Below are 15573 nucleotides of genomic sequence, written 5' to 3'. Positions count from 1 at the left end.
TTCTCGGCGCAAATCCCGGGTCAGCTCTCAGTGCAAATCAACAACCTGATCGAACTTAGCGCCGTCGATCTTACCCCAGACCCGAAATTTCATTGGAAACTCCTATAAGTTGCGTTTACAACTCAGAGTTATTTCCAGTTGATGCTCAGGGCGAGCGAAGAGTTGACTTGACCTCAAATCTTTTGAGAAGAAAACTCAATAAAAACAATGCCGCGGCTGTGCTGTGACCTAGCACTTGTGCAACCATGCTTATTTACCACAAATTTTCCTTGAATTTCCGGACAAGACTGCCGCATTGGAGCGACTGAAGCGCCCACTACTTGGAAGCGTCCGCTTTCCATTGGCAAAGGCACGACGGAAGCTTAGAAAGGTCCCATGTCCGACAACGTCATCAAGTTCAAACGCCCGCCGAAACCCAGGCCGCCACGGCAAACGCCGCCATGGCTGAAGCGGCTGCTGCCGTTTCTGGTGATCGCCGCCTTCCTGGTCGCCGCCTATGTGTACTTCTCGCTGAGCAACGGCGGCTGAGGCAAACGGAAAGGCCGGCGCTGAGGCCGGCCTTGTTCTTCTTCAAAATCAGCAGGTTGATCAGGCGGCAGCGCGCACGTTGGCGATCACGTTGACGAGGTCGTTGACGATGCGCTCGACCTGGGCCCGGTCGTCACCTTCGGCCATGACGCGGATCAGCGGCTCGGTGCCCGATGGCCGGATCACCAGGCGCCCCTTTGCACCGAGTTCGGCTTCCGCATCGGCGATCGCCTGACGCACCACGGCTTCCTCCAGCGGCTTGCCGCCGGCAAAACGGACGTTCTTCAAAAGCTGCGGCACCGGCTCGAAGCGACGGCAGACTTCGCTGACCGGGCGACCGAGTCGCTTGACGCGCGCCAGTATCTGCAGCGCGGCCACCAGGCCATCGCCGGTCGTGCCGAAATCGGACAGCACGATATGGCCGGACTGTTCGCCACCCACATTGAAATCGTGGTTGCGCATGTGCTCAACGACATACCGGTCGCCGACCTTGGTACGGGCGAGGCCAAGCCCCCTGCCCTCAAGGAACCGCTCCAGCCCGAGGTTCGACATGACGGTCGCGACGATGCCGTTGCCGCGGAGCTTCTGCTCCTCGGCCCAGCTTTCGCCGATCACCGCCATCAACTGGTCGCCGTTAACGATCTCGCCGGCTTCATCGACGATGATGACGCGGTCCGCATCGCCATCAAGCGCAATGCCGATATCGGCGCGGACTTCATGCACCTTCTTCTGCAGGTTGGCCGGGCTGGTCGAGCCGCATTCGAGATTGATGTTGGTGCCGTTCGGTTCGTTGCCGATCGTGACGACCTCAGCGCCAAGTTCCCAGAGCGCCAGCGGGGCAACCTTGTAGGCGGCGCCATTGGCGCAGTCGATCGCGACGCGAAGGCCCTGCAACGTAACGTCCCTCGGCAGGGTACGCTTGGCATGCTCGATGTAGCGATAGATGTCGCCTTCGACGCGTTTGGCGCGGCCGATATCGCTCGACTTCGCAAGCTGCGCATGCAGATCGCTGTCGAGCAGGTCTTCGATGCGTGCTTCCAGCTCGTCGGAAAGCTTGTAGCCATCCGGGCCGAACAGCTTGATGCCGTTGTCCTCGTAAGGGTTGTGCGAGGCGGAGATCATCACGCCGACATCCGCCCGCAGCGAACGCGTCAGCATGGCAACGGCCGGTGTCGGGATCGGGCCGAGCAGGAAGACGTCCAGCCCTGCGGCGGTGAAGCCGGCAACCATGGCGTTCTCCAGCATGTAGCCGGAAAGGCGGGTATCCTTGCCGATCACCACGCGATGGCGATGATTGCCGTTGCGGAAGATGGTGCCGACGGCGATGCCGACGCGCATGGCGAGATCCGGCGTCATCGGGAAGATGTTCGACTGGCCGCGGATACCGTCAGTGCCGAAATAACGACGTGTCATATATGCTCCTTCGTCATCGCGCTCTCGTCGCGCGGCTTGGCGGGGATCGAACCCGCTGCAACTTGCAAGGCTGGAAAAGCAGCCATTGCCGCGGCTCATGCCATAGTTTGGAAGATCAGGCACATAAAATAACGCGAAAATTGCTTACATGTCGTTACTGAAGGGTTTCTTCAGCCATTCCACAACCGGCCTCATCACGTTGAGGGTTGATCGTCCGCGCCTTGCATCGTCCGATACCGTACCCAATTCAGAAACCAGGCTTTATTGAGGTAGGATGGCTCGTCGTTGGCGCCCATACCCCAAGCGCCGATGACCCAGCGTTCGCACGTGCTCCCGCCTGCCTGATGGACGAAGCAACATGTTACCAAGTTTTGCGCCTGATCCACGACAGGACGACCGGCAGCTATTGGATCCGATGCTGTCGCGTTACGCCGCCCGCTATTACCTGAGCGGGCCGGAAAAGGACGCGCTTGTGTCACAAACGCTTCTCATTCTTGCCAATGACCCTGATGCACTGGCCGACGGGCCGGTGGAAAAGGCCATCGCCGAAACGATGCACCGGGTCTACCTGACGGGAACCCACCGCTCCTGACACCCGCCGAGACAGCGGTCGATCAGCCTTTGCCCTCGTCGTCCGACGGTCCGAGGATTTCGGCCTCGGCCGTGGCACGCAGAAAAGCCTCCCGCGCCAGTTCCGGATCAAGCTGGGCCTTGGCAGCCGCACGGCAGTTGGTTTTCGCGCTTCGGTAGTGGCGGCCATCATCGCGCGGCCAGTCGTGCAGGAGCTTGTCGAGCGCCTCGCCTGGCGTTTCGACCTTCTCCGGTGCCTGATTGGTGAACTTCACCGCGACGGTGCGCCATCGCACGGGGCGCTTTTTACCTTGATCTGCTTCTCTGGGCTGCATTGGCTTCTCCGTTGGAAGATACCCAACGCCTACCCTTCCCGGACGTTCCGGAACCGGCCGATGCCGCCACACCGGCGCAGCAACCTCATTGGGCCGCGGAACCTGAATGGAAGAAGCGGGTTCTGACCTCTTCCAAGGAGGGCATGATGAGCTTCAGGATCGAACGGAGTGACGGCAGCGAAACCAAGGTGCGGACAGCATCGAAGGCCGTGGACGTCGTCAAACAGGAGCTTCGCCGTGAGCGGCTGGTCACGCTGAAGCTCGAGCCGGAAACCAGCTCGCCAGCCGAGGTGACCGCCTCGCAGGCGGAGATCGAGAGCCGCCAGCGCCACTGAACGACATTGCACTTCCTTCGTGTTTTCCAGGATGGACCATGACCCGATTTTATTTCGACGTCCGCAGAAACGGCCGACTTGAAGAGGACAAGGAGGGCGAAGAGCTTCCATCCAAGGAAGCCGCGATAGAAGAGGCCATGGCCGCCGCGCGCGAGCTTGTTGCAGAGAAGGTGCGGACCGGCGACGTGGTGGACGGCGACGCCTTCGAGATTCGCGACGAGCATGGCAAGGTGGTGCACATACTGCCGTTTCGGTCTGTCCTGCGCCTCGATTGACAGAATGGATTCCTACGCGACAGGATTGCAGACGGTTTGCCGGACACCCGGAATGTGATATGTTCCAGTTTATCGTCTGCACGTCTTAAGGGCGCAGGCGGCTGAGAGATCGTTTCTCTTGCCCCAATGCAGGAGGAGCGTGGATGTCCCGCCCTCACTTTCAAAACAAGCTGCTTGCTCTCGTTCCCTCGGCGGAACTGGAAATCCTGTATCCGTTGCTCGAACCTATCGACCTTCCGAAGGGCTTCGTCATTGCAACGGCCGGCGAACCGATCCAGTACGTCTATTTCCTGGAGCAGGGGCTGGGCTCGATCGTTTCGGTCTCGCGGCAGGGGCAGAAGGCCGAGGCCGGCATGTTCGGCTACGAAGGTTTTGCACCCACCCCACCGGCGGTCCGCTCCACCGTGAGCTTCCATGACGCGAGCCTGCAGGCTGAAGGATACGGCTATCGCATCACGATCGAAGCACTGTGGGCAGCGATGGATAGATGCCGGGAATTTTCCAGACTCCTTGCCCGCTCATCCCAGAACCTGGCAACCCAGGTGTCCTACACCGCGCTGTCGAACGCCGTGCACCAGGTGAACGAACGACTGGCCCGCTGGCTGCTGATGTCGCACGACAGGCTGCGCCAGGACGAGTTCCTGATCACCCATGACTACATGGCGCTGATCCTTGCCGTGCGACGCCCAAGCGTGACGACGGCATTGCATGTGCTGGAAGAGCGGCGCTTCATCCGCGCCGAGCGCGGCTGCGTGACGATCCGCAACCGCTCCGCCATGGAACACTACGCGCAGGATGCCTATGGCCTGCCTGAGGAAGAATACCGCCACCTGTTCCCGTGAAGCGCGTCAGGAGCGCGGCCAATCTGGCGAGATGAGCCGCCGGTATTCGGCTTCCGGCGCGCCATAGGCATCGCGCGCGAACGCCTCGAGCTTGGAACGATCACGGATCTTGATCAGCGCCCGTTCGGTGCTTATGGCGCGTTCGCCTTCAAGAACATGCAGGGCATCCGTCACGCTCGGACGCCGCACGCCGAGCATCAGGCCGAGGAAATCATGGGTCAGCGGCAGTTCGGGCCCCAGCCTGTCCTGCGACATCAGCAGCCAGCGCGCCAGGCGCTGCTCGATCTTGTAGCGTCCATCGGCAAGCGTGGTAGCCGCGACCTGAATCATGAAGACATGCGTGAAGCGCAGCAGCAGTGATGACAGCGTCTCGCTCTCCCGCATGGCGCGCCTCAGGTCGGCGGCGGGGAAACGAAGGGCCGTGGTGCCGGCTTGCATGAAGCTGCGGTGCGGCGTGCGATCGACCCCGAGCACCGCGAAGTTCGCTGAGAAACCTTCATGGCCAATGCAGCCCACCTCGATCTGGTGGCCGTCACGGTTGATGGCAATCTCCGACGACATCCCGCCGTTGAAGAAATGGACGTATTCGACCAGTTGAAGCGGTTCGTAGAGCACCTGGCCCTGCTTGAGCTCCACCTCTTGTGCCAGCGGCTCCAGAAGCGCCTGGTCGTCGGGCGAAAGCTGGGTGAGCAGGTGGTTGTCGGTGGTGAGCATCGAACTCCTCGCGAATGAAGCTTGCGAGTGCGCATATATGGCAGGCGTTCGTGATGTCATGCCCCTGCTGCGGGCAACTTGCAGCGAAAGTCGGCTGCCCCGATCACGCAACGAAAAAGGCCACCCGCGGCTGGCGAGGGTGGCCTTTGATTGTTCTAGCGTTCCGCAGAGACTTAATGCGGCTGTGGCTCCAAGCCGCCTTCGGCTTCGCCACCCTTTGGCTCGTCTTTCTTTGAGCCGGTGGAGGGAACCGCCGAACCGCGTGCCGGAGGCGCGTCGTCTCCAAGGTCGCGGGAGGGCTTCTGGCCCTTGATCAGCGCCTTGATCTCTTCGCCCGACAGCGTTTCGTATTCGAGCAAGCCTTCCGCGATTGCCACGAACTCGTCGTGGTGGTCGGTGAGAATGCGTCGCGCTTCGGTATAGGCCTCGTCGATCAGGCGACGGACCTCGGTGTCGATCTTCTGCGCGGTTGCTTCTGAAACATTCTTCGACTGCGAGACGGAATGGCCGAGGAAGACTTCCTGCTGGTTCTCACCGTAAGCGACCTGGCCGAGCACGTCGGAGAAACCCCACTGGGTGACCATGGCACGGGCAAGCTTCGTGGCCTGCTCGATGTCGGAGGATGCGCCGGAGGTGATGTTTTCCTTGCCGAAGGTGAGTTCTTCCGCCACACGGCCGCCCATCATGATGACGAGGCGCGACACCATCCATTTGTAGCTCATCGAGTAGCGGTCGCCTTCCGGCAGTTGCATGACCATGCCCAGCGCCCGGCCGCGCGGAATGATCGTTGCCTTGTGCAGCGGATCGGCAACCGGGACTTTGAGCGCGGTGATGGCGTGGCCGGCTTCATGATAAGCCGTGAGCTTTTTTTCGGCCTCGGTCATGGCGGACGAACGACGTTCGGCGCCCATCATGATCTTGTCCTTGGCGTCCTCGAACTCGCTCATGGTGACAAGGCGCTTGTTGCGGCGCGCAGCCATCAGGGCAGCTTCGTTGACGAGGTTCATCAGGTCCGCACCGGAGAAGCCGGGCGTACCGCGTGCCAGAACCTTGAGGTCGACATTCGGCGCCAGCGGCACGTTGCGGGCATGAACCTTGAGGATGCGCTCGCGCCCGACGATATCCGGGTTCGGCACCACCACCTGGCGGTCGAAACGGCCCGGACGCAGCAGCGCGGGGTCGAGAACGTCCGGACGGTTGGTCGCGGCGATCAGGATGATGCCTTCATTGGCTTCAAAGCCGTCCATCTCGACGAGCAACTGGTTGAGCGTCTGTTCGCGCTCGTCGTTGCCGCCGCCAAGACCGGCGCCACGATGGCGGCCGACGGCGTCGATTTCGTCGATGAAGATGATGCACGGCGCGTTCTTCTTCGCCTGCTCGAACATGTCGCGAACGCGGCTTGCGCCAACGCCAACGAACATTTCAACGAAGTCAGAACCGGAGATGGTGAAGAACGGCACGTTTGCTTCGCCGGCAACCGAGCGGGCGAGAAGCGTCTTACCCGTGCCGGGAGGGCCGACCAGCAGCACGCCGCGCGGAATACGACCGCCCAGGCGCTGGAACTTCTGCGGGTCGCGCAGGAATTCGACGATTTCTTCCAGGTCCTGCTTGGCTTCGTCGACGCCAGCGACATCCTCGAAGGTGACGCGGCCATGCGCTTCCGTCAAAAGCTTCGCCTTGGACTTGCCGAAGCCCATCGCACCGCGCGAGCCCCCTTGCATCTGCCGCATGAAGAAGAGCCAAACGCCGAGGATCAGGAGCATCGGCAAGAGCGTGCCGAGATAGCTCAGGAAGCCCGAGGAACCATCGGTCTCCGGACGGGCGACGATGGTGACGTTCTTCGACTGGAGCTTCTCCATCAGGGAGTCGTCGATGACGGGGGAATAGGTCTGGAAGCCGGAGCCGTTTTCGGCGTAGGTGCCGAGCACCCGGTTACCTGTGACGACGACATCCCTCACTCGCCCCGAATCCACATCGCGAAGGAACTGCGAATAAGGAATCTCACGCGAGTTGGTCTGCGTCGGTGCCGTCTGGAACATGCTGAACAAAGCGACCAGCAAGAGGGCTATGATGACCCAGAGGGCGATATTACGAAAGTTTGGGTTCATTGAACTCCCCGGACTGCGACGGCCCGCTTTTAGAGCGGCCGCCTTGCTTGCCGCATAACATAGGGTTGCGGCAAGGCCTTGCCAAGGCAAAGGGGAGCCGGGCCTAGCTTTTCCGCCGAGAATCCTTAACCGGAAGCGGGGTAAATTCCTCGTGTCCGATCAACTGCGCTATCCGGTCTGCAAGGTTAAGATCAAACTGAGGCAAAAAACGGTCGAACGGCGCGAGGATGGGGCCTACCACAACCGCGCTCCCCCCTGACGTTTGGGCTGCGCCCGGTGCGAAATCGACGAACGGCAGCGCGGATGCCGCACGCATGGCAATCGCTGGCGGCGCCTCCGGGAACAGCGCAAGCGCCTCGTCTCGGTCAGGCGCCGTCGGGCCGACAACGACCTCCTGATCCGTTCCATTGATGATCCGGAAACGGCCGTCCCAAATGGCGGTCTCGCCGGCGCCCACGTGCAGCGACAGCATGCCGCGGTTTTCGCGCATCATGAACAGGCCGTCGCGGCGCCGGTCGAAAATTACTCGTCCTGCCGTGATGCGGCCCGCAGCCCCACCCTGGATGAAGGCGAGCACCCGCGCCATGCTATCGCTGCCGAGAAGATGCGTCCGTCCGCCAAGCACGGCGCCAAGGCTCGCCAGCGCGTGCCGCAGGACCGGCAGTTCCTCCGTCAGCCCCCCGGGCGAGACCTGCGCCAGCACGCTGTGCCCGATCGACACATGCGCCTCGATGAGGTCGGCGGCCCGGTCGGCGAGCTCCTTGCGGCGTGCCGCCGCCTCGCCGTCGACGGGTGCATCGGGACCCGCCAGCCGCACCCTCACCCGCTCGTAGCGGGCGTTGAGGTTACTCGGATCGTCGATCCATCCTTCGCCGTGGCGTTCCAGAAAGGCACGGATATCGGCACGGGTGGTGGACAGGAACGGCCGCATCAGCCAATGGCGCCGCTCCAGCAGCACCGCAGCGGACATTCCGGCAAGCCCCCGCCTCGCCTCGCCATCACCACGGCGGGCGCGCATGGAAACCGTCTCGGCCTGGTCATCGAGCGTATGACCGGTGACGATGACATTCGCGTGACTATCGCGAGCAATGTCAGAAAGCAGGCGGTAACGGGCGTCGCGTGCCGCCGCCGAGATGCCACTCGACGGTTTCTCGCCCTCCCAACGACGGATGACATGCGGCACGCCAATCCGTTCGCAGAGTGCTGTGACAGTCAAAGCCTCCTCGGTAGACCCCGGACGAAGGCCGTGGTCGATGGTGGCGGCGGAGATCGCGAATTTGGAGCGATCCGCGAGCTTCGCCAGCGCCAGCAGCAGGCCGGTGGAATCGCTGCCGCCGGAAATCGCGACAAGGAGATGCGCTGGTGTTTCCAGCCCGTCGAGGAAGACGCGCACCGCGTCTTCCGGCGACAGGCGGTTGGCCTCGGGCGCCATGGGATCGCAGCCGTTCTGCCTCAGCAGGACAGCCGCTTCTGTTCCGTGCCGACCTTGGCCAGCACTGCCTTGGGCGCGGACGGGTAACGCTTCGGCACCTCGCGTAGCGTGGCGCAGGCGGTTTCCGTGTTGTCGAGTGCGGCCAGCGACATGCCAAGCTTCAGCAGCATCTCCGGCGCCTTGGCGGACTTGCCATAGGTCTGGTGGGCGTTGAGGAAGGTCTTGGCCGCCTCGTTATACTTGCCCTGCGAATACTGCGCTTCGCCGAGCCAGAAATTGGCGTCGGCAATCTTGGCACCCTTCGGATAGGCGGAAAGATAGCTGTTGAATTCCTTCTCCGCGAGCGCGTAGTCACCCGTCAGGACGTGGTTGTAAGCCGCTTGGTAGGTGTCGTTTTCGCTGCCGAGCGAGGCCGTTTGCTGCGGGTCGGTCCTCGATGGTGCGGAAGGCTTGGCGGGCAGCGGCGGGCCGACATCGACGCCCGGCAGGCCGGCTGCATTGTTGGCGCTGCTGTTGCGCGAGGCACCGCGCGGATTGCCGTTCTGGTCAAGCTCAATCGAGCCAAGCGTTGTCGGGGGCGGTGCCGTCGGCGCGACTGACGGTGCATCGGGCGAACCGATGATGCGCGCGACGTCATCATCTGCCGTCTCTTCATCAGGGGCGGACGAGGAGGATGAGGGGCGATTGGCCGCCACGGCTGGTTGCCCAGCCGTGTCGCCCAGATCGCTTCTCTTCTTCTTTTCCAGATCCTGGAAGCGGAATTCGTTGTCTTCCTGCGTCTTGCGCATCTGCTCCTGCATCTGCAGAAGCTGGAAGCTCATTTCCTCGATCCGACCGTTCAACTGACGGATCTCTTCCTGGAGCTGCTGGATACGAACGGGGTCGCTCGCCTGTGCCAGAACCACCGGCCTTTCGGTCGAAGGTTGCGGTACAGCCGTTTGATTTCCCTGGAAGAGTTTCGGCAGCGAGAATGCCCCTGCGGGTACGCTCGTCGCCATCAGCCCCAGCATCGCTGCCAAGACAATTTTCTTCATGAGTGTCCGTCCTGCTTGTTCGTCCACGCCTGATTTGGCGCGAAAGGAGACTTTTCCAACTGCCGCCAAAAAGCAACTAAATCGCGATCAAAAATCCCGGAAATCAGGGCCAAACTATGGAAAAAGCAAAAAGGCGGCCCGAGGGACCGCCTTTTTAAGGTTCCGGTAATCCATGGCTTTCGCCAGATTACATGCCGGCGCCGCCAAGCACCGTGACGGCGCGACGGTTCTGCGACCAGCAGGAGATGTCGTCGCAAACAGCGACCGGACGCTCCTTGCCGTAGGAGATCGTCTTGATGCGGTTGGCCGGAACGCCACGCGATGCGAGGTACTCGCGGGTCGCAGCCGCACGACGTGCACCGAGCGCCAGGTTGTACTCGCGCGTGCCGCGTTCGTCGGCATGGCCTTCGACCGTGATCGCGTAGTTCGGGTAGCGCTGCAGCCACTGGGCCTGACGGTCAAGCGTCTGCTGGGCGTCGGCGCGAATCGAGGTCGAGTCGGTGTCGAAGAAGATGCGGTCGCCGACGTTGACGGTGAAGTCCTGGCTCGAGCCCGGCGTCGCAGCACCAGCGCCGGCGCCGTTCAGGCCCAGCTCGTTGGCGTTGTTCGGCAGGTTCTTCTTGTTGGCGCAGCCAGCAAGTGCGAGCGCCAGCGTCAGTGCAATCACGGCGGGATTGCGAGCGATGGTCTGCATGCGGCTCATTGCCGGGGTATCGGTGCGGCTCATAGCCGGTCTCTCCTTGATCACTTATTCCAGGTTTGCCAGATTTTACCGTTTCCAGACTCTAACCGGGCTCGGTTAACCATGATGCAACGCACATGGTTAATAAAATCTTCCCACGCGTCATTTTGCGCGGTTTCTCAACACATTAAGGCGACAAAGGGGCGGAAAACCGCCCTTTTAAGGTCAATCCTATTCAAGCAGCGGCGACCAGGCCGGGTCGGAACCGTAAGCCGGGGTCTTGACCGGCTGTTCGTTGTAACCGGTGAGGTCGATCGAGTAGAGCTGCGGGCCACCGGCGCCGGCGTTCTGGCGGAAGAACATCAGCACGCGGCCGTTCGGCGCCCAGGTCGGGCCTTCGTTGTGGAAGCCCGTCGTCAGGATGCGCTCGCCTGAGCCATCCGGCTTCATGACGCCGATCGAGAACTTGCCGCCCGATTGCTTGGTGAAGGCGATCAGATCGCCGCGCGGGGACCAGACCGGCGTGGAATAGGAACCATCGCCGAAGGAGATGCGCGTCTGGCCGGAACCGTCGGCATTCATCACGTAGATCTGCGGACGACCGCCGCGGTCGCTTTCAAAGGCGATGCGGGCACCATCGGGCGAATAGGAAGGCGAGGTGTCGATCGCCTGGGTCGAGGTCAGGCGGGTCGTGGTGCGCGAACGCAGGTCCATTGTATAGATGTTGGAATTGCCTTCCTGCTGGAGGCTCATGATGACCTTCTGGCCATCCGGCGAGAAGCGCGGCGAGAACGTCATGCCGGGGAAGTTGCCGACCACTTCGCGCTGCCCGGTCTCCAGCTGCAGCAGGTAGACGCGCGGCTGGTTTCCTTCAAACGACATGTAGGTGATTTCCTGCCGGCTCGGCGAGAAGCGCGGCGTCAGCACGATGTCCTTGCTGTTGGTCAGCATGCGGACGTTGAAACCATCCTGGTCCATGATCGCAAGCTGGCGCTGGCGGGCGTTCTTCGGACCGCTTTCGGACACGAAGACGACGCGGCTGTCGAAATAGCCGTTTTCGCCGGTGATCTGCTTGTAGATTGCATCCGCGATGATATGCGCCACACGACGCCAGTTCTCCGGCTGGGTGAAGAACTGCTGGCCGGTCATCTGCTGGCCGGCAAAGGTATCCCAGAGGCGGAACTCGGCGCGCAGGCGGCCGTCACCTTCGCGGGTGACGCGGCCGGTGACGAGTGCCTGGGCGTTGATGACCTTCCAGTCTTCAAAGCGCGGCGTGCGGTTCGGGTCGGCGATCTTCTCGATGAAGGCGGACTTGTTGACCGGTGCAAACAGGCCCGAGCGCTGCAGGTCGGCAGCGATGACCTGCGAAATCTGCGGTCCGAGTTCGTTGTTGGACAGGAAGTCGGTCACCGCGATCGGCAGCGGCTCGACATTGCCCTTGTTGATATTGATTTCCACCCGCGCCTGGGCGGGCGCGGCGAACATCACCGCCATGCCGGCAAACGCAACCAGGAGGCGGATGAAAGAACGTTTCATCATGTCAATCAGCCTTTCAGCTTTACAGCAATTCGCTCGGGTCGAAGTTGACGACAACCTCGCTCCATGCGTCGTATTTGTCGGCGGGCAGGTTCTTGAACGGTGCTGACCGGCGCACGGCGCGCAACGCACTGGCCTGGAGGGTTCGGCGTGCATTGTCGGACCCACCGCTTGCGGTCACTTCCGGTTCCCCGATGATATCGCCGGACTCATCAAGCTTCATTGTGACCTTGATAAGGACGCCGTCGGCACCTTCGATACCGGCAATAATCGACCAGTTCTTCTGGATCTGGCCGCGCAACGCGTCCATCTCGCTCTGGGTCAGCTTGGATCCGCCCGTATTCGTCTTGCCGCCAAGTGCTGCCGTCTGGGTCGAGCGCTTCGCACCGCCATTCGCCGGCGCCTGCTTGTTCAAAAGCGCAGCAATGTCGTCAGCGTTGAAGTCGCTCTCCTTGGAGGAGGCCGACTTCGCCGATTCCTGCTTCTTGTCGGCAACCTTCTTGTCGCTCGGCTTCACGGCAGCAGTCGCTTTCGGATCGGCCTTGGCGGTTTCCGTCGGCTTCGGCGGGTCAGGCTTTTTCTCGACCGGCTTTTCGACGGGCTTTGCTTCTTCCTTCGGCGGCTCGGGCCGCGGCTTTACTACCGGCACGGGCACATTGTCAGGAAGCGGGGTGGCCTCTTCCGGCGCAGGTGCCGGCGTTTCCGCCTGCGGTTGCGGCAGCGGATCGGGTGCCGGCTTCGGCGGCGTCACGTCCGGCTTCGGCTGCGGCAGGGCGGCCACTTCCTGCGGCGGAGGCGTGGTGTCTTCCTTGGCGATCTCGGTGGAAGCGGTCGGCTTGGTATCAACAACCGGTGCCGGCTTGTCCTGCTTCGGCGGGGCCGCCGCGGATTCATTGTTGGACGGCTTGGCGGCCGGCGTCGGCGGCGCCTTGATGTCGACGTTGTTGTCGCCAAAGTTCTCGGCGTTCTCGACCGGGTCCGGCCTGTTCGTCGGAACAGGTGCGGAATGCTCAGCCATCGGTGCCTTCTTGTCGCCCTGCTGGATCTGGCTGAACTCCTCGATCGGCACGAGGTCGACCGGCAGTGCCTCGGTGTTGGCGACTTCCAGCTTGTCGGGCGCGCCAATCGTCACCAGCGCGAAGGCCAGTGCCGTCACGTGTAGGATTGCCGATGTGGTGAGGCTCGCCTTCATCGCTCTTAACGATTGCCCTGACGTTGCTGCGTAACGAGACCGATGTTCTTGAAACCCGCCTGCTGGATGCGTGCCATCACGTCGGCCACGATCCCGTAGGCCGAGGTGGTGTCGGCGCGCACGAAGATGCGCTCGTTATAGCCGGTGGTGGAAATCGCCTGCAGCTTGGCGGCAACTTCTTCCGCGGTGATCGGAGTTTCCTGGAGATGGATCTGGCCGTCCGCATTGACCGAGATGGTGATCGGCTGCGTTTCGGAATTCAGTGCCGCCGCCTGCGTCTGTGGCAGGTCGACGGGAACACCGACCGTCATCATCGGTGCGGCGACCATGAAGATGATCAGCAGCACGAGCATGACGTCGACAAGCGGCGTCACGTTGATTTCGCTGATGGTTCCGCCCCGGCGCCCGCGCCTGCGGCGACCACCACCCGAACCCTTTGCTCCTCCGGCCGACATACCCATGAATGCGTACTCCTAAGGACCGATGTGACTTACTGCGCCGCGGCCTGCTGGCGCGGCTGCAGCTTCTCGTCGATCTGGCGGGACAGGATGGCGGAGAACTCGTCGGCAAAACCTTCCATGCGTGCCGAGAGCTTGCCGGCATCGCCCATGAATTTGTTGTAGGCCATGACCGCGGGAATAGCGGCGACGAGGCCGATTGCCGTTGCAAGAAGCGCTTCGGCAATACCGGGCGCCACAACTGCAAGGTTGGTGGACTGCGAGCCAGCGATTGCCTGGAACGAGGTCATGATGCCGACGACGGTACCGAAGAGGCCGATGAACGGGCCGGCCGAACCGATGGTCGCGAGCGATCCGAGGCGGGCTTCATAGGTTTCGGCTTCGCGCGCCATGGTGACGTCCATCGCCCGGTCGATTCGCATCTGCAGGCCGATCGGCGAACGGGCGCCGCGCTCGAAGCTCTTCTTCCATTCGCGCATGGCAGCCACGAACATGGCCGCAAGACCGCTGTTCTGCCGTTCCGACAGGGTACGATACAGCTCTTCCAGCGACTGCCCCGACCAGAACACCTGCTCGAACTGGTCGAACTGACGCTTTGCCTTGGCGAAGCTGACATACTTGTCAATCACGATCGCCCATGTCCAAACGGACGCACCGAGAAGACCGATCATCACGAGCTTGACGACCAAGCCCGCCTGCATGAAGAGGCCCCAGAGGCTCACATCATGCGTTGCAGCTTCCAAAGCTACTTGTTCCATCTAACGTCTATCCCCGAATCCAAACGCCCGGCTTGTTTAAGACCGGGCGGGTTCAAAAGCGCTCTCGCGAGAATATGTCTGATCGCTGGATGCGCTCGCTAAACCCCAAGGTGCCCTGAGTTTTCAGCTTGGCTTCTCGCTTTCAAATTTGGTCAAAGGAAGGCGTGCGTTGCACAATTTCCTCAGCTGCCAGTAAGACATCATTATGGTTAAACATTCGTTAAAACTGATGAGCGGCGCTAGACTTGCTGCCGCGAGAAAACGCGGCGGCCGATATTGTCCAGAATAGAATTTCTAGAGCCGTCGGGAAGCCTGGGCGCCGAACGCCACGACGCCTGAGTAAGATCCGGTTAGTTTCCCTTGCCGAGAAACTTCTCCGCCACCGTTTCCGGCAGCCGCCGCGGGCGACCATGCTTATTGATGACGGCGATCACCACCTTGGCGGCGATCAACAGCGTATCATCGCGGCGGATTTCCTGGTTGAGCACCATCTTGGCGCCGCCCGCCTTTTCCGTCACCGTCCGGACGGTCAGGATGTCATCCATGCGGGCCGGCTGCTTGAAATCGATTTCCATGCGATGGACGACGAAGACGAGGCCTTCCTCGTCGGCGCTGAGCAACTCGCTCTGCTGGCATCCAAGGCAGCGCAGGTAATCGGTGCGGCCGCGCTCCAGGAAATGCAGGTAGCGGGCGTGATACACGAGGCCGGAGAAATCCGTGTCTTCATAATAGACGCGTTGCACGAGGCGGTGGCCGTCGGCGGTCAGTTCACCAGACAGCGCGATCATGTCGTTCTGGGTCAAGTGCTCGTTCCAAATCGCTGAAGGTTCGGCAACAAGGCGCGGCGGATGCACCGCGCCGCTGCCCCGTCCCTACCATGGTCGCAACCAAAGTCCAGACGGGGGGCGAACCTCGACGTGATAAGAACGAAGTCAGGGGCTGGCGGAAGATCCGGAATGCGGCTGTTTGTAGCGGCGCATCCGGGCCTCGTTCTTGGCCTTCTCCATCGCCTTCTTGTGCTGCTCGGCCCATTTCTGACCAGCATCGCCGCCCCACAACAGCCACGCGATGTAACCAGTCGAGGGGTTCTCGTCGTCGCCGAAGTTTTCGGCACGTTTATCCACCTTGTGGCGCGCGAAATAGCTCACCATGCGCCGGATGGTCTGCTCCGAAATGTTCTTGCGATTCTTCAGGTCGCGGGCTCGCGCCACGCCCACCATCGTGCCGCCACGACGATACTGGGCGCGCAGCTTCAAACCCTTGTCCGCTGCTTCCGCGACTTCGACGGGAGGAATACGATCCGGGAGATCATTGTTCTGCATGACATTCTCCTTCTTGTGAAAAAGAACGGAGTGCCGCGG

Annotated in this window: 18 protein-coding genes; 5 read left to right on the top strand and 13 right to left on the bottom strand. The window is 61.8% G+C overall.

Annotation, left to right across the window (positions count from 1 at the left end; translation table 11 throughout):
* Nucleotides 1–375: 375 nt before the first annotated feature.
* A complete protein-coding gene (locus tag M0654_RS04415) occupies nucleotides 376–528 on the top strand; it encodes a hypothetical protein (RefSeq protein ID WP_199925120.1) in 153 nt (50 codons plus the stop codon).
* Nucleotides 529–588: 60 nt separating this feature from the next.
* Here the strand turns inward: M0654_RS04415 and glmM are convergent, their stop codons facing one another.
* Nucleotides 589–1941, bottom strand: a complete 1353-nt coding sequence (glmM, locus tag M0654_RS04410; protein WP_248681999.1) for a phosphoglucosamine mutase — start codon at nucleotides 1939–1941, stop codon at nucleotides 589–591.
* Between the two features lie 358 nt (nucleotides 1942–2299).
* Between glmM and M0654_RS04405 the strand changes: the two genes are divergently transcribed.
* Nucleotides 2300–2533, top strand: coding sequence for a hypothetical protein (locus M0654_RS04405; protein WP_248681998.1), 234 nt, complete (start codon nucleotides 2300–2302; stop codon nucleotides 2531–2533).
* 22 nt (nucleotides 2534–2555) lie between these two features.
* On the opposite strand, the gene M0654_RS04400 is transcribed toward M0654_RS04405, so the two are convergent.
* Nucleotides 2556–2846 carry a DUF982 domain-containing protein gene (locus tag M0654_RS04400; RefSeq protein ID WP_248681997.1) on the bottom strand — a complete coding sequence of 97 codons (291 nt, stop codon included), beginning with the start codon at nucleotides 2844–2846 and terminating at the stop codon, nucleotides 2556–2558.
* Nucleotides 2847–2992: 146 nt separating this feature from the next.
* On the opposite strand from M0654_RS04400, the gene M0654_RS04395 reads away from it, so the two are divergent.
* The 3 genes from M0654_RS04395 to M0654_RS04385 all read left to right on the top strand — a co-directional run bounded on the left by M0654_RS04395 (nucleotide 2993) and on the right by M0654_RS04385 (nucleotide 4298).
* Nucleotides 2993–3181 (top strand): hypothetical protein, encoded by a 189-nt coding sequence (locus tag M0654_RS04395; protein ID WP_248681996.1) that lies wholly within the window; start codon nucleotides 2993–2995, stop codon nucleotides 3179–3181.
* Between the two features lie 38 nt (nucleotides 3182–3219).
* A complete protein-coding gene (locus M0654_RS04390) occupies nucleotides 3220–3456 on the top strand; it encodes a DUF6894 family protein (RefSeq protein ID WP_248681995.1) in 237 nt (78 codons plus the stop codon).
* Nucleotides 3457–3599: 143 nt separating this feature from the next.
* A complete protein-coding gene (locus tag M0654_RS04385) occupies nucleotides 3600–4298 on the top strand; it encodes a Crp/Fnr family transcriptional regulator (RefSeq protein ID WP_248681994.1) in 699 nt (232 codons plus the stop codon).
* Between the two features lie 6 nt (nucleotides 4299–4304).
* Here M0654_RS04385 and M0654_RS04380 read toward each other — a convergent pair whose 3' ends face one another.
* The 11 genes from M0654_RS04380 to M0654_RS04330 all read right to left on the bottom strand — a co-directional run bounded on the left by M0654_RS04380 (nucleotide 4305) and on the right by M0654_RS04330 (nucleotide 15534).
* Nucleotides 4305–5012 (bottom strand): Crp/Fnr family transcriptional regulator, encoded by a 708-nt coding sequence (locus M0654_RS04380; protein ID WP_248681993.1) that lies wholly within the window; start codon nucleotides 5010–5012, stop codon nucleotides 4305–4307.
* Nucleotides 5013–5185: 173 nt separating this feature from the next.
* Nucleotides 5186–7120 (bottom strand): ATP-dependent zinc metalloprotease FtsH, encoded by a 1935-nt coding sequence (gene ftsH / locus M0654_RS04375; RefSeq protein ID WP_248681992.1) that lies wholly within the window; start codon nucleotides 7118–7120, stop codon nucleotides 5186–5188.
* 103 nt (nucleotides 7121–7223) lie between these two features.
* Nucleotides 7224–8552, bottom strand: a complete 1329-nt coding sequence (tilS, locus tag M0654_RS04370; protein ID WP_248681991.1) for a tRNA lysidine(34) synthetase TilS — start codon at nucleotides 8550–8552, stop codon at nucleotides 7224–7226.
* A 20-nt stretch (nucleotides 8553–8572) separates the two neighbouring features.
* Nucleotides 8573–9586 (bottom strand): tol-pal system protein YbgF, encoded by a 1014-nt coding sequence (gene ybgF, locus M0654_RS04365; protein WP_248681990.1) that lies wholly within the window; start codon nucleotides 9584–9586, stop codon nucleotides 8573–8575.
* 187 nt (nucleotides 9587–9773) lie between these two features.
* Nucleotides 9774–10313: a peptidoglycan-associated lipoprotein Pal gene (gene pal / locus M0654_RS04360; protein WP_118850348.1), complete on the bottom strand. Its 540-nt coding sequence runs from the start codon at nucleotides 10311–10313 to the stop codon at nucleotides 9774–9776.
* Nucleotides 10314–10499: 186 nt separating this feature from the next.
* Nucleotides 10500–11807 carry a Tol-Pal system beta propeller repeat protein TolB gene (gene tolB, locus M0654_RS04355; RefSeq protein WP_118850349.1) on the bottom strand — a complete coding sequence of 436 codons (1308 nt, stop codon included), beginning with the start codon at nucleotides 11805–11807 and terminating at the stop codon, nucleotides 10500–10502.
* 19 nt (nucleotides 11808–11826) lie between these two features.
* Entirely contained in the window at nucleotides 11827–12996 is a 1170-nt protein-coding gene (locus M0654_RS04350; protein WP_248681989.1) for a cell envelope integrity protein TolA, read from the bottom strand.
* A gap of 5 nt (nucleotides 12997–13001) precedes the next feature.
* Nucleotides 13002–13457: a protein TolR gene (gene tolR, locus M0654_RS04345; protein ID WP_248681988.1), complete on the bottom strand. Its 456-nt coding sequence runs from the start codon at nucleotides 13455–13457 to the stop codon at nucleotides 13002–13004.
* 29 nt (nucleotides 13458–13486) lie between these two features.
* A complete protein-coding gene (gene tolQ / locus M0654_RS04340; protein ID WP_118850352.1) occupies nucleotides 13487–14212 on the bottom strand; it encodes a protein TolQ in 726 nt (241 codons plus the stop codon).
* 350 nt (nucleotides 14213–14562) lie between these two features.
* On the bottom strand, nucleotides 14563–15000 hold the full coding sequence (ybgC, locus tag M0654_RS04335; protein ID WP_118851608.1) for a tol-pal system-associated acyl-CoA thioesterase: 438 nt from the start codon (nucleotides 14998–15000) through the stop codon (nucleotides 14563–14565).
* A gap of 144 nt (nucleotides 15001–15144) precedes the next feature.
* Nucleotides 15145–15534, bottom strand: coding sequence for a hypothetical protein (locus tag M0654_RS04330; protein WP_248681987.1), 390 nt, complete (start codon nucleotides 15532–15534; stop codon nucleotides 15145–15147).
* Between the last annotated feature and the right edge of the window lie 39 nt (nucleotides 15535–15573).

Origin of the sequence: Neorhizobium turbinariae (assembly GCF_023223505.1) — a bacterium.
Classification (GTDB): Bacteria; Pseudomonadota; Alphaproteobacteria; order Rhizobiales; family Rhizobiaceae; genus Neorhizobium; species Neorhizobium turbinariae.
Note: the sequence above shows the minus strand (reverse complement) of the source record. Positions and strands in the feature narration are given on the sequence as shown.